The 12538-nt window shown below is 60.0% G+C and carries 14 protein-coding genes; 4 read left to right on the top strand and 10 right to left on the bottom strand.

Translation table 11 applies throughout. The features are described 5' to 3' along the window. Position 1: 1 nt before the first annotated feature. On the bottom strand, positions 2–535 hold the full coding sequence (locus K3175_RS10900) for a hypothetical protein (protein WP_221543416.1): 534 nt from the start codon (positions 533–535) through the stop codon (positions 2–4). Between the two features lie 56 nt (positions 536–591). Continuing rightward, positions 592–1779 carry a phospholipase D-like domain-containing protein gene (locus K3175_RS10905; RefSeq protein WP_221543417.1) on the bottom strand — a complete coding sequence of 396 codons (1188 nt, stop codon included), beginning with the start codon at positions 1777–1779 and terminating at the stop codon, positions 592–594. A gap of 113 nt (positions 1780–1892) precedes the next feature. On the opposite strand from K3175_RS10905, the gene rpoZ reads away from it, so the two are divergent. Then, complete coding sequence (rpoZ, locus tag K3175_RS10910; RefSeq protein ID WP_221543418.1) at positions 1893–2237, top strand: DNA-directed RNA polymerase subunit omega; 345 nt, start codon at positions 1893–1895, stop codon at positions 2235–2237. Positions 2238–2304: 67 nt separating this feature from the next. On the opposite strand, the gene K3175_RS10915 is transcribed toward rpoZ, so the two are convergent. Then, entirely contained in the window at positions 2305–2538 is a 234-nt protein-coding gene (locus K3175_RS10915) for a DUF3072 domain-containing protein (RefSeq protein ID WP_221543419.1), read from the bottom strand. 68 nt (positions 2539–2606) lie between these two features. Further along, positions 2607–3473 carry a sterol desaturase family protein gene (locus K3175_RS10920; RefSeq protein WP_247710867.1) on the bottom strand — a complete coding sequence of 289 codons (867 nt, stop codon included), beginning with the start codon at positions 3471–3473 and terminating at the stop codon, positions 2607–2609. A 30-nt stretch (positions 3474–3503) separates the two neighbouring features. Between K3175_RS10920 and K3175_RS10925 the strand changes: the two genes are divergently transcribed. Continuing rightward, positions 3504–4652: a DUF3667 domain-containing protein gene (locus K3175_RS10925; RefSeq protein WP_221543420.1), complete on the top strand. Its 1149-nt coding sequence runs from the start codon at positions 3504–3506 to the stop codon at positions 4650–4652. 1 nt (position 4653) lies between these two features. On the opposite strand, the gene K3175_RS10930 is transcribed toward K3175_RS10925, so the two are convergent. The 6 genes from K3175_RS10930 to K3175_RS10955 form a co-directional block, all read right to left on the bottom strand. Next, positions 4654–4953 carry a hypothetical protein gene (locus K3175_RS10930; RefSeq protein WP_221543421.1) on the bottom strand — a complete coding sequence of 100 codons (300 nt, stop codon included), beginning with the start codon at positions 4951–4953 and terminating at the stop codon, positions 4654–4656. Between the two features lie 111 nt (positions 4954–5064). Continuing rightward, positions 5065–7035: an ATP-dependent zinc metalloprotease FtsH gene (gene ftsH / locus K3175_RS10935; RefSeq protein WP_221543422.1), complete on the bottom strand. Its 1971-nt coding sequence runs from the start codon at positions 7033–7035 to the stop codon at positions 5065–5067. A gap of 90 nt (positions 7036–7125) precedes the next feature. Continuing rightward, positions 7126–7809, bottom strand: coding sequence for an exopolysaccharide biosynthesis protein (locus K3175_RS10940; RefSeq protein WP_221543423.1), 684 nt, complete (start codon positions 7807–7809; stop codon positions 7126–7128). A gap of 51 nt (positions 7810–7860) precedes the next feature. Next, positions 7861–8313, bottom strand: coding sequence for a MaoC family dehydratase (locus tag K3175_RS10945; RefSeq protein WP_221543424.1), 453 nt, complete (start codon positions 8311–8313; stop codon positions 7861–7863). Beyond that, on the bottom strand, positions 8313–9731 hold the full coding sequence (locus K3175_RS10950; protein WP_221543425.1) for an aldehyde dehydrogenase family protein: 1419 nt from the start codon (positions 9729–9731) through the stop codon (positions 8313–8315). The genes K3175_RS10945 and K3175_RS10950 overlap by 1 nt, the downstream gene beginning before the upstream one ends. 27 nt (positions 9732–9758) lie before the next feature. After that, positions 9759–10835 carry a CaiB/BaiF CoA transferase family protein gene (locus K3175_RS10955; RefSeq protein WP_221543426.1) on the bottom strand — a complete coding sequence of 359 codons (1077 nt, stop codon included), beginning with the start codon at positions 10833–10835 and terminating at the stop codon, positions 9759–9761. A 73-nt stretch (positions 10836–10908) separates the two neighbouring features. On the opposite strand from K3175_RS10955, the gene K3175_RS10960 reads away from it, so the two are divergent. After that, positions 10909–11304 (top strand): ArsR/SmtB family transcription factor, encoded by a 396-nt coding sequence (locus K3175_RS10960; RefSeq protein ID WP_247710868.1) that lies wholly within the window; start codon positions 10909–10911, stop codon positions 11302–11304. Between the two features lie 198 nt (positions 11305–11502). Beyond that, positions 11503–12519 (top strand): GTP 3',8-cyclase MoaA, encoded by a 1017-nt coding sequence (gene moaA / locus K3175_RS10965; RefSeq protein ID WP_221543427.1) that lies wholly within the window; start codon positions 11503–11505, stop codon positions 12517–12519. Positions 12520–12538: the final 19 nt, after the last annotated feature.

A 12538-nucleotide genomic window follows, 5' to 3' on the forward strand; every position in this document is an offset into this window, starting at 1 on the left:
CTCAGGCGTCCGGCTGCGGTCCGCATTCGTAGCGGCCTTCCACGGAAACCTGCTGTCCATCGCGCGATAGCGTCATGGTCGCCTCCATCGGCGCGGGCCCGGTTGCCGGGGCGGGTGTTTCGCGGATTTCGGCTTCTTCGGAAACGGCAATCTCGACTTCGATGCCATTGTCCCCGGTGAAGCTGGCGGCGGACTGGAGCGAGTTGTATCCGCCGGACCCGTCCATCTCGACTTCGATGGGCTGCCCATCAATGACGACAAGCCCTTCTGCGCTTTCGATATTTGCCGAATTGGCGACGGCCGCGAACAGGGTTTCCTGACCGCGGCGGAAGACACAGCCCAGTTCGCCCATGAGATTGCGTTCGCGTCGCAGATTATCGTCAATCACGCCGGGCACCAGCGCGACCCTTGGCGTTATCGCCGGAACATTTGTAGCCGGAGCCAACGGTTCGGTATCCGCTGGTTCGCGGTCTTCGATCGGCTCTGCACAGGCGCTCACGCCCAGGAGTGCAGCAACAAGAATGGCGGTCCTCATCGAAATCTCCTTTTCGCAGCCTACGCCTTTGATGGGGCGAATGTTCCTTGTCGGTATCAGAAGCCCAGATTGGTTCGCCGCGCGACAGTATAATCGATCACCGAGACGAGCACCCAGCCGGCCCACCAGCGGATCCTGTTCCAGATGGTTGCACGCTTCTTATGCAGTTCGGGCGTAATATGCTCCGAAGCCTCGATATGCTCGGTCACAAAGTCGCGCATCCGTTCGGCAAGTGCCTTATCCTCGATCCGCAGCATGATCTCCAGATTGAGATAGAGACTGCGCATGTCGAAATTGGCACTGCCCACGTAAACCGCGTCATCGAGGACGAGTAGCTTGGTGTGGAGCTTGCACGGAGAGAATTCCCAGATCTTCGCGCCGCGCTTGAGCAAATAAGAATAGAGCGAACGGGTCGCGCCGATCGTCGCGCCATTGTCGCTCTTGGCGGCCATCAGCAACCGCGTCTGTCCCTTCTTCGCCACGCGCGCGATCCGTTTGAGCAGCGTATAGGGGGGTGAGAAGTAGGCCATGAAGATGTCGAGCTTCTCGCCCTCCTTCAAATCCTGCGTCACGCACCGCGCCCAGGTAGAGAGGCCTCGGGTCGGCCCGCCGACCAGCCATCGGGCATGGCCATCCTGCGACGTCCACTCCCAGTCGCTGACGGTCTTCTTGATCTCCCTGAAATGGGCGTCATCATCGTCCGTCCAGTCGTGCAGACGGCCGAACCAGTCGCTCAGCCCCTGGACCGCGTCGCCTTCGATGCGGATGCCGATGTCGTTCCAGCCGTTTCTTTCCGGCGGCGCGAAATAATCGTCTTCGATGTTGAAGCCGCCGAACATGGCGCGTTTGTTGTCGGCGATGACCATCTTCTGATGATTGCGGATGAGGTAGCGCATCGACCACCGGGGGCTGAAGCACAGATATGTACCGCCGCTTTCAACGAAAGGCTGGAGGAATTCATCGCTTGCCGATGCGCCGAAGCGGTCGATGATCAGCGTGACCTTCACGCCCCGTTTCGCTGCGTCGCAAAGGGCGTCTCTCAACTCCACGGAGACACTGTCTTCGGCAAAGATGTAGAAGCAGACGTCGAGCGTGGTCTTGGCCGAGCGAACCAGATCCATAAGCGCCTGGCGGCGATCTTTTCCCGCAGGATAGAAAGTGAGGGACTGCCCCTGCGCGCGCACCGCGAACGGCGGCGGGTCGCGAAAATGCGTGGGCTGGGCTGCGGTTGCTGTATCTGCCATGTGCTGCAAGCCTTAGCGTGCCCGGCACATGGCGCAAATCCTTGACTTGATCGCCCTCGATCCGTATCTGACGCGCTTTCCGAGATTCTCGAATTAATTGCATCGGAGTGCCCATGGCGCGCGTTACCGTCGAAGATTGTGTAGACAAGGTCCCCAACCGTTTCGATCTCGTCCTGCTGGCTGCCCAGCGGGCTCGCGAGATTTCCGGCGGTGCGGAGATCACTCTCGAACGCGACCGTGACAAGAATCCGGTCGTTGCCTTGCGCGAGATCGCCGAGCAGACGGTGAAGCCGAAGGACTTGCAGGAAGCAGCCGTCACCAATCTGCAGAAAATCCTGCCGGATGACGATGACGAGATGGATGAAGTCGGCTCGCTCAGCCAGTCGGCCGAAGCTCTGCGGATCACAGCATCCGCGCCGGCCCGCTCGACCTCGATCGGGTCCGATTACGAAGGCTGATCTTTACAGCACTGCAATCAAGAAAAAGGCCGCTCCCGATGGGGCGGCCTTTTTCGTTGCGGGTGCTTCACTGGCCCCGGCCGGTCTTCGCTTGCAGCTGGTCGATACGCTGGGACGCTTCGGCCTTGGTCAGTTCGGGGTCATAGGCTTCGGGATCGCCGGCCTCTTCCGACAGGGTCTTTAGGTAGCTGGCCTGCGCGCCGGTCATACGCTCATCCCCGGTAGCCCAGTTCTCGGGATCTTTTTCGGCGTTCGGTACGGGATCGGACTTGGGGTGTTCGTTCGGCATGGTAGCAGTCATGATGCATGTCTCCTTTGCCGTACTAACGTCTGCGTTCTATTTATGTTCCGCGATCAAGCCGAGGCGTCCTAATCCCTGAACGGCAGCAGCAGGCTCCAGCCCAGCCGGTGGGGGCGTTCGTCCTGATAGGCCTGCAGCCCGATCTCGATCCCGTCCTGCCCTTTGGCAGCATCGCCGACGTAGGTGCCGAAAAGCCTGTCCCAGCCTGACAGTAGCGTCCCGTAATTGCTGTCGGTCTCGCGGCGGAAGGACGAATGGTGGATCCTGTGCATGTCGGGCGTGACGAGCACTGATCGGAAAGGTCGCTCTACGCCCCCGGGGAGCGAGAAATTGGCGTGGGTGAAGAGCGTGGCGATGTTGAACACCACTTCGAACAGGAACACCCCGAGCACCGGCAGACCCAGCATTGCGACGACCGCCATCTTGAACAGCATGCTGAGCCCGATTTCCAGCGGGTGAAAGCGTGCTGCGGTGGTGACGTCGAACGACGGGTCCGCATGATGGACCTTGTGCAAGCGCCACAGGAGCGGCACCCGGTGGGTTGCCCAGTGCTGAAGATAAAGCGCCAGATCGAGCGCGACGATCGCAGTGATGACACCGGCCCATGGCGGAAGAGGTACCCAGTTGAAAAGACCCCATCCCCTTTCTGCCGCCAGTGCGGCCGTGCCCACCATCAACAGTGGCACCGCCAGGCGGACCAACAGCGTATCGATCCCGAATAGCAGAAGATTGGTTACCCAGCGCCGTCCCCGCAACGGCGTGCGCTTTGGCGACACGAATTCGATCAGCGCGAAAAGGCCGAAGACTGCGGCAACAACGCCAAAGCCGACAAATTCTGCGGAAGGACCGATGGTATCCATCACCTTATTATTCGCAAGCCGCGAATGGAACTGCAAGAGATAAGCAGAATAATTGGTCTTGAGCGGCAGTTCCATTAAGGGCATTCAAGTCGCAAGGGGGTCTCGATGAGCGATTTTGGTGATGCGTTGGGCACGGCAGTGGAAGGCGGACTTTTCGCCAAGGCGATCGACGACCGGACACGCGACGAACATCTTGAAGACGGGCATTTCGCCGAAGGAGCGTGCCTCAATTGCGGCACCGAGCTGATCGGTTCGCACTGCCACAGCTGCGGCCAGAAAGCGCATCTCCACCGCACGATCGGCGCATTCATGCACGATCTCCTCCATGGCGCGCTGCATTTCGAAGGCAAGACCTGGAAGACGCTGCCCAAGCTCGCGCTTAAACCCGGGGAGCTTACGCGGCGCTATATCGAAGGCGAACGGGCGCGGTTCGTGTCGCCGATGGCTTTGTTCCTCTTCACGGTCTTCCTCATGTTCGCGGTGTTCCAGGTGGTCGGACTTACGGCCCCGACGAATATTCTGACCGATGCGAGCATCGCCAATACCTTTGGTGAGATCGAGGAGAGGATGGCGAGCGATCGCGACGACATGCGGATCAGGTTGTCGGAGACATCTGCGGAGCTGGCAGAACTTACCGAGGAAAGGTCGACGGCCAGCGAGGCGGAACTTGCTGGATTGGAGGAGGACATAGCTTCCGCCGAGGAAGAGCGGGCCGAACTCGAAGATGAACTCGCCACCACCGAGCGCAACCTCGCCGAATTTCACGATCTGCGTGAACGCGACATCGTGAAAGTGAACACCAGCGTCACCGACATCAAGACCGACATCGCCTTCATCGACAAGGTGATCGAGAAATGGAACAGCAATCCCGGCCTGATGCTCTACAAGCTGCAGGCGAACGGCTACAAATTCAGCTGGTTGCTGATCCCTATCTCGATACCGTTCGTATGGCTGCTGTTTCTATGGAAGCCGGGCTATCGCGCCTACGACCACGCGATCTTCGTGACCTATTCGATCGCGTTCATGTCGCTGTTCTTCATCGTGCTGTCGCTGCTGATAAAGGCAGGTGCGCCCGGATGGATCCGGGCGACCCTGTTTACCTTCGTTCCGCCTATTCACATCTACAAGCAGTTGCGCGGCGCTTATTCGCTTTCGCGTTTTTCCGCGTTCTGGCGGCTTGCCGTGTTGCTGATCTTCATCAACATCGTGGCCATCCTGTTTCTGAACTTGCTGCTGGTGATCGGCGCGTTCTGACTTAACTCTCAGCGTCTGCCTGATCACGGTTCAGTTCGTCGCCCAGAATGGGTGCCGGGCCGGGAGTTTCCTTGTCGCCTTCCTCGATATTGCGCTCGAGATTGGCGGCTCCCTCGCTGACTGCGCCGGCAGCCTTTTTCGTGCCGTCTTCGATCACTTCGCCCACTACGGCGGCATTGGCCTCGATATCGTCACCGGCAAGTTCCGCGGTCTTGGACGCATCGGCCTGGGTCTGTTCGGAACAGGCAGCAAGGCCGGTCAGCGTGGCAGCGGCAAGTGCAGTGGCAATCAGGCGTTTCATAGTCGTATCCTCATGAAGTGGCGCGTTCGGCGCCTCTGGGTATGGGTGGACAACGCAAAAAGGGCGCCGACGGTTTCCCGTGCGGCGCCCTGATTTCTTCAGCGCTGGCGTTCAGGCGCCTGCGGGAGCCCCTTCGCCTGTGCCGCCGAACTTCTTTCCGGCCTTTGGAACCGTGCTTCCGCCAGGCTGGGAGACCGATACCGGCCCCTTCGGTTCGTTCGGGCGATCGATCTTGCCATTCTTCATGAGCTGATCGATCTCGTCGCCGGTCAGCGTTTCATATTCGAGCATGGCCTGGGCCAACAGGTGTAGCTTGTCTTCCTGATCGGTCAGCACGTCCTTGGCACGGGCCAGACCTTCCTCGACCAGCCGCTTGATCTCTTCATCGATCAGCTTGTTGGTCTCGCCGCCCGACATGGTGCGCGCAGTCTGGCCCATTCCCAGATAGCCTTCCTGGCTCTGTTCGTACTGGAGCGGTCCGAGCTTGTCGCTCATGCCCCACTTGGTGACCATATTGCGGGCAAGGTCGGTCGCATACTGGATATCGCCCGACGCACCGCTCGAAACCTTGTCGTGCCCGAAGATGATTTCCTCGGCCACGCGGCCGCCCATGGCCACGGCAAGGTTCGCATGCATCTTGTCGCGGTGGTAGGAATAGCTGTCGCGTTCCGGCAGGCGCATCACCATGCCCAGCGCACGACCACGCGGGATGATGGTGGCCTTGTGGATGGGATCGGATGCCGGTTCGTTGAGGCTGACAAGGGCATGGCCCGCCTCGTGATAGGCAGTCATCTTCTTCTCGTCTTCGGTCATGACCATCGAACGGCGTTCCGCGCCCATCATGACCTTGTCCTTGGCGTCTTCGAATTCCTGCATAGCGACAAGCCGCTTGTTGCGGCGCGCAGCCAGCAAAGCTGCCTCGTTGCAGAGGTTTGCCAGATCGGCGCCCGAGAAGCCGGGAGTACCGCGCGCGATGGTGCGCGGATTGACATCGGGTGCCAGCGGCAGCTTCTTCATATGCACGGCGAGGATCTTCTCGCGGCCTTCGATATCCGGCACGGGCACGACGACCTGACGGTCGAAGCGGCCCGGACGAAGCAATGCGGGGTCGAGCACATCGGGGCGGTTCGTCGCCGCGATGATGATGATGCCTTCATTGGCTTCGAAGCCGTCCATTTCGACCAAAAGCTGGTTCAGCGTCTGCTCGCGCTCGTCATTCGAATTGCCCAGACCGTGGCCGCGGCTGCGGCCAACCGCATCGATTTCGTCGATGAAGAGAATGCAGGGTGCGTTCTTCTTGGCCTGTTCGAACATGTCGCGCACGCGGCTGGCGCCGACGCCGACGAACATTTCAACGAAGTCAGAGCCTGAGATCGTGAAGAAGGGCACGCCCGCCTCACCCGCGATGGCGCGTGCGAGCAGCGTCTTACCGGTACCCGGCGACCCGACCAGCAGAGCGCCCTTGGGAATCTGGCCACCCAGCTTCGAAAAGCGGCTGGGATCTTTCAGGAATTCAACGATCTCTTCCAGCTCTTCGCGCGCTTCGTCGATCCCGGCGACATCGGCGAAGGTCACCCGTCCCTGTTTCTCGGTCAGCAGCTTGGCCTTGGATTTGCCGAAGCCCATCGCCCCGCCAGCGCCGCCGCCCTTCTGCACCTGGCGCAAGGCGAAGAACGCAATACCGAGGATCAGCAGGAACGGCAGAATGTTGATGAGCGCATAGATCAGCAGGTTGCCGCTATCCGCTTCCTTGCCAGAGAACTCGACGCCGTTCTCTTCAAGGAGCGGGGTCAGCGTGGTGTCGTCCGGCACGGGAACGGTGTTGAAAGCTTCGCCGCTGGTGGTCAGGCCCGTGATGCGATCATTGGCGATCTCCACCGACTTGATCGATCCTTCGGCGACCTTCTCCTTGAAGTCCGAATAGAGCAATTGCGTGCCGGAGGCAGAGCTGCCCCCGCCATACATGGAAACGACCAGCAGCAGGCCGAGGAAAATTCCGCCCCATACCAGCAAGCTCTTGATCCATGGGTTGGGACCATTGCCTTCCGGTTCCGGGTTCGAATTGTCGTTGTCGTCGCGCATTGCAGGGCAATCCTTTCCTATGGGATGGAATGTAGGCGCGCGGGGCTGAATGGCAAGTTTAGCAGGTCTGCGATTTGCGCTTATTTCCGATTACGCTGATCGCCTGGCAAGCGGGGAGTAATCGTATGGCTCCTTCAACGCCATGCCGCCGCCACTCTCGCCATCGTCATCCGACGTATAATAATAGTAGGTGCCGCCGCCCACCGCGGCCACAGCCAGCAGCAGTGCAGCCAGCATGACCAGCCCGTCGCGCACGATCAGTGCAAGCCCGATCGTGGCGATGGCAAGCATGGGCGCCGAACTGGCAAAGGGCAGGACTTCAAGCGGCGGAACGGTGATGCACAGGATAATGACGGCGAGTGCGGCCAGCCTGATCCAGATACCTTTGGTGAGCGGTTCGAGCCGGTCGCGGCTATGATCATCCAGCCAGCGTGCGGTCCCACGCAGCTTCGTGATGGCCTTGTGAAGCTTCTTCGATTCCACGGCCCGGTTCTGGATGAAGCGCGGCATCCAGACGTGATCCTTGCCCAGCAGCAACTGCACCGCAACAAGCGCAATGACGCTGGCGAGGAAGGTGGGAACGCCGGGGATCGCCCCAACGGGCGTGAGTTCGAGCAATGCCGGAAGCATGATGAATGGGCCGAAGCTGCGCTTGCCGAAATCATCGAGGACATCGGCCACGCGGACGCTGTCGCCCTTGGCCGCCAGATCGTCGAGTTCGCCGATCACATCCTCGACGCTTTCGGGCTCCTTGCCCGATCTATCGTGGCTCATGCACTCTCCCCTTCGCCCCGCAACGCACGAGCAGGGCGCAGGGGTGCAGGATCAGGCCGCGCTTTTCTTCAGCAAAGCCGAGCGTTCGCAGCGGCATACGACTTCGCCGCGCTGGTTCACCGCCTCGTGCAGGAACGTGACGATACCGGTTTCGGGGCGCGACTTGCTTTCGCGCAGGCCGATGACCTCGCTCGTCGCATGCAGCGTATCGCCGATGAAGACGGGCTTGGGCATGACCAGCTTGTCATAACCGAGATTGGCCACCAGCGTGCCGAGCGTGGTGTCACCCACGCTCAGTCCGACCATCAGCGAGAAGGTGAAAGTCCCGTTGACGAGGATCTGACCGAACTCGCTTTCCTTTGCCGCTTCCGCATCGAGGTGGAGCGGCTGCGGATTGTGGGTCATCACGGTGAAGAAGAGGTTGTCCGCCTCGGTCACCGTCCGCCGGATTTCGTGGGTCAGCTTGTCGCCGACCTGCCACTCGTCGAAGAACTTGCCCGCCATCAGCCGTGGCCCATCACGGCCTTGACCTCGAGGAAGTCGTGGAAGCCCCACTCGCCCCATTCGCGGCCATTGCCCGACTTCTTGTAACCACCGAAGGCGGCGTTCATGTCGTGGGCGCCGTTGATCGTCACCCGGCCGGCGCGAATACGCTTGGCGAGGCTGCGGGCGGTGTCGATATCCTCGCCCATGATCGTGCTGGCCAGGCCATATTCGGTGTCGTTCGCGATGCGCACGGCATCGTCGTAATCGTCGTAGCCGAGAATGCAGAGCACCGGGCCGAAGATTTCCTCGCGCGCGATGGTCATATCATTCTGGACGTCGGCGAAGACGGTCGGCTTGACATAGTGACCCGTTTCGAGGCCCTCAGGCTTGCCGGGACCACCGGCAACGAGCGTGGCGCCTTCCTCAATGCCCTTATTGATCAGGCCTTGGATCTTGTCCCATTGCGCCTTCGAGACAACCGGGCCGATGGCCGCATTACCCTTGGGATCACCGGGCATGACGCCTTCCGCCGCTTCCTTGGCCACGGTCTTGGCTTCCTCCATGCGTGCGTGCGGCACGAGCATGCGACTGGGCGCAGTACAGGTCTGACCCGAATTGCCCATCATGGAAACCGTGCCCCTCGCCACCGATTTCGCAAAGGCGCCATCGTCGAGCACGATATTGGGGCTCTTTCCACCCAGTTCCTGGGCCACGCGCTTGACCGTATCTGCCGCATTCTTGGCAATGAGAACGCCTGCGCGGGTCGAACCGGTAAAGCTGACCATGTCGATATCCGGATGCCCGCTGATGGCTTCGCCCACGCCCGGCCCGTCGCCATTCACAAGGTTGAACACACCCGCCGGCACGCCAGCCGCATGCATGATCTCAGCGAAGATATAGCCGTTGAACGGGGCGATCTCGGTCGGCTTGAGCACCATGGTGTTGCCTGTCGCCAGCGCCGGGAACACCTTGCAGGCGATCTGGTTGAGCGGCCAGTTCCATGGGGTGATCATTCCGACCACACCGATCGGCTCCCACACGTGCAGCGTTTGCCCATCCTGTCGTTCGAAGGCGAAATCCTCGAGCACCTCGATCGTCTTCTGGCAATGTCCTGCCAGCATGCCGACGTGGGGGCCGCTGGCGAGGCTCATCGGGGCGCCCATCTCATCACTGACCGCGAGAGCGAGTTCTTCCGTGCGATTCTCGATCTCGGCCTGAATTGCGCGCAGCAGGGTCAGACGTTCTTCTCGCGTCGTCTGGCTGAAGCTTTCGAAGGCCCTGCGTGCCGCGGCGACAGCCTTGTCGACATCCGCCTTGGTCCCGAAACTGATGTGGCCGATTGTCTCTTCAGTTGCAGGATTTTCTACCGGCTGCGTGTTTTCGGTGACCGGATCGACCCATTGGCCATCGATGTAGAATTTGGTGCATTCGCGCATGGAACGTCTCTCCTTTGGACCGCGTCATTAGCCATTTGACGCCCAGCGCGCCACCACCTCCTCGCCATCTTGCGCACTGTCGCGGATTGCGCCGGGTGTGCGCCCAAACCGCGGGGCAGGCGCCGCCTGAGGACGCCCTCCGTGTTCCAAATAGGATCCCCGCGCTTTCATGTGGGGGTGATCCTTCGCCTCGTCCAGCGGAACGACCGGGGCGAAACAGGCGTCGGTTCCTTCGAGCAGAGCGATCCACTGCGCCTGCGTCTTGGTCTCGAACAGCGCCGCCAGCTTTTCGGTGTAGGCGTCCCAGTTCGCGGGATTGAGTTGCCCGTCGGCCAATTCCTTTGGTGCATCGGACCGCGCGAGCAATTCTGCGTAGAACTGCGGCTCAATGGCGCCGACAGTGATTTCCTTTCCATCGAGGCAAGCATAGCAGCGATAAAAATGGGCCGCCCCTCCCAGCAGGCCGGCGCCGCGCTCGGTGGTGCGAAGCGCGCTGTGCGGTTGGCCATGAAAAAAGGTCATGAGGTTGGTCACGCCATCGACAATGGCCGCATCAATCACCTGGCCTCGGCCGCTTCGTTCGCGTTCATACAGCGCGGCCATAATGCCGAACGCGCAATACATCGATCCTCCACCGAAATCGCCCACGAGATTTTGCGGCGGGATCGGCAGTTCTCCCTTCGCGCCGATGCTGTCGAGCGCGCCGGTAATCGCGATGTAATTGAGATCATGCCCTGCCGCCAGCGCCAATGGGCCTTCCTGTCCCCAGCCGGTCATGCGGGCATATATGAGGCGTGGATTGGCAGACAGCATCTCGTCAGGTCCAAGCCCCAGACGCTCCATCACCCCGGGCCGGTAGCCTTCAAGAAGCACATCGGCGTGAGCGAGAGCTTTTCCGACGAATGCCTTACCCGCATCGCTCTTGAGATCCACCTCGGCTCGGTGACGCCCCCGCTCCACGACGGGATTCATCGGCCTGTTGCCTGGCCGTTCGATCCGCACGACGTCGGCACCGAGATCGGCCAGCATCATTGCCACATGCGGCGCGGGGCCGATTCCCTGAAATTCGACGACTCTCAAGCCGGTTAACGGGCCATTATTCATTCTTCATCTCCCTTTTTATTATATTTTCTGATAACTTTAGACCGGTGAAAAAAAGCGTTCGTCGAAAAAGTTAATGCAAAGACTTGCATATGACCCCACTTTTGGTTCAAAGAACAAGTATTACCCCCTATCCGTAAGTCCCCGTGGAGAATTCACTGTGCCCCTGAACATTGCGATAGCTGAGATGGAGGAAAACGCGGGAAACGCGGTGACCTTGCTCAAATCTATGGCGAATGTGTCGCGCTTACTCATCCTTTGTCATTTGGCAAAAGGAGAGATAACGGTGGGAGAATTGGTCAACCTGGTCGATCTTTCACAATCCGCTTTGTCGCAGCATCTTTCGGTTTTGCGCCGTGAAGGTCTCGTCACTACGCGGCGGAGTTCACAGTTCATTTACTATTCCCTCGCGAGCGAGGATGTCAAAGCAGTCATTCGCACTCTTTACGATCGTTTCTGTGTACCCGCCTGACACGTCAGCCTACTGTTAAATTGCCAGCGCAATAAATACGGGCGCGTTCTTCACCAATTGGTAGGGCGCGCCACTGGGTGCACCTTAATGCCGAGCCACCGCCCAGCCTCTTGGGCTTAATTCAGCATATCATTTGTCCGACTTCTAGATCCTAGCAGACGCTGGCCAAGGTGAGGTTGAGCGGGTACTTGTGCGGCAATGGCACTGTTCGATCCACCTGGAAGCTTACAAGGCGAGCGCCTCGAGGATGGGTTTGGAAGGCGTTTTTCTTACCTGCGCTTATCTCTCACCGATCGGTGCAATTTCCGATGCACCTATTGCTTGCCTAACGGCTTCGTAAAGCAACAAGGCTTGCCTTCAGAGCTTTCCAGCGAAGAAATCTACAGGGCCGTTGCCGCGTTCGCACGCCTCGGTTTGTGGAAGCTGCGACTCACGGGTGGCGAACCGACGGTGCGCCATGATTTCACCGAAATCACACGCAAATTGAGCGAGATCGAAGGCATCCGCCGGATCGCGATGACAACCAATGGCTATCGCCTGGTACAACGGGCCAGCGAATGGCGGGAGGCGGGTGTCGATGCCGTCAACGTCAGTATAGACACGCTTGACCCGAAAGCCTTTGCCAGCCTGACTGGACACGATCGCCTAGCCGATGTCGTGGCTGGCGTGGACGCAGCGCTCGAAGCGGGGTTCGACACCGTAAAAGTGAATTCCGTCCTGCTTCGCGATCTCGAACGCAGCGGCTGGGATGACATCCTGCGCTTCGTCGAAACGCGAAACTTATCGTGGCGCTTCATCGAATTCATGCGCACTAACGACAATACGGCTTTTCACGAACAGCAGGCGACGCCAGGAGAAATCGTCCGCGACAGACTCCTGGCGGCAGGGTGGGAACCTCAATCGCGCGAGATCGGCGCTGGACCTGCAGTCGATTATGCGCATCCGGCCTATCGCGGCAGGATTGGCCTGATTGCCCCCTATTCTCCGGGCTTTTGCGAAAGTTGCAATCGCCTCAGGCTATCCAGCCGCGGCCGTCTCCACCTCTGCCTTTTCGGCACCGAGGGATTGGATCTGCGTGAACTCCTGCAGCGGGATGACCAGCAGGAAGAGCTTATCGCTCGCATCGTGGCGGCCATGCCGGGCAAAAGTCGCGGTCACCGCCTCAATGAGGGCGACAGCGGTGCCACGCCGCATCTGGCCTCCATCGGCGGTTGAACAAAGGATCATACCAAAG

Source organism: Qipengyuania aestuarii (genome assembly GCF_019711535.1).
GTDB classification, from domain to species: Bacteria; Pseudomonadota; Alphaproteobacteria; order Sphingomonadales; family Sphingomonadaceae; genus Qipengyuania; species Qipengyuania aestuarii.

Coding starts and splice junctions, on each gene's coding strand:
- K3175_RS10900 (WP_221543416.1), bottom strand. CDS start 535: ATGAGGACCGCCATTCTTGTTGCTGCACTCCTGGGCGTGAGCGCCTGT.
- K3175_RS10905 (WP_221543417.1), bottom strand. CDS start 1,779: ATGGCAGATACAGCAACCGCAGCCCAGCCCACGCATTTTCGCGACCCG.
- rpoZ (WP_221543418.1), top strand. CDS start 1,893: ATGGCGCGCGTTACCGTCGAAGATTGTGTAGACAAGGTCCCCAACCGT.
- K3175_RS10915 (WP_221543419.1), bottom strand. CDS start 2,538: ATGACTGCTACCATGCCGAACGAACACCCCAAGTCCGATCCCGTACCG.
- K3175_RS10920 (WP_247710867.1), bottom strand. CDS start 3,473: ATGGAACTGCCGCTCAAGACCAATTATTCTGCTTATCTCTTGCAGTTC.
- K3175_RS10925 (WP_221543420.1), top strand. CDS start 3,504: ATGAGCGATTTTGGTGATGCGTTGGGCACGGCAGTGGAAGGCGGACTT.
- K3175_RS10930 (WP_221543421.1), bottom strand. CDS start 4,953: ATGAAACGCCTGATTGCCACTGCACTTGCCGCTGCCACGCTGACCGGC.
- ftsH (WP_221543422.1), bottom strand. CDS start 7,035: ATGCGCGACGACAACGACAATTCGAACCCGGAACCGGAAGGCAATGGT.
- K3175_RS10940 (WP_221543423.1), bottom strand. CDS start 7,809: ATGAGCCACGATAGATCGGGCAAGGAGCCCGAAAGCGTCGAGGATGTG.
- K3175_RS10945 (WP_221543424.1), bottom strand. CDS start 8,313: ATGGCGGGCAAGTTCTTCGACGAGTGGCAGGTCGGCGACAAGCTGACC.
- K3175_RS10950 (WP_221543425.1), bottom strand. CDS start 9,731: ATGCGCGAATGCACCAAATTCTACATCGATGGCCAATGGGTCGATCCG.
- K3175_RS10955 (WP_221543426.1), bottom strand. CDS start 10,835: ATGAATAATGGCCCGTTAACCGGCTTGAGAGTCGTCGAATTTCAGGGA.
- K3175_RS10960 (WP_247710868.1), top strand. CDS start 10,909: ATGCAAAGACTTGCATATGACCCCACTTTTGGTTCAAAGAACAAGTAT.
- moaA (WP_221543427.1), top strand. CDS start 11,503: ATGGCACTGTTCGATCCACCTGGAAGCTTACAAGGCGAGCGCCTCGAG.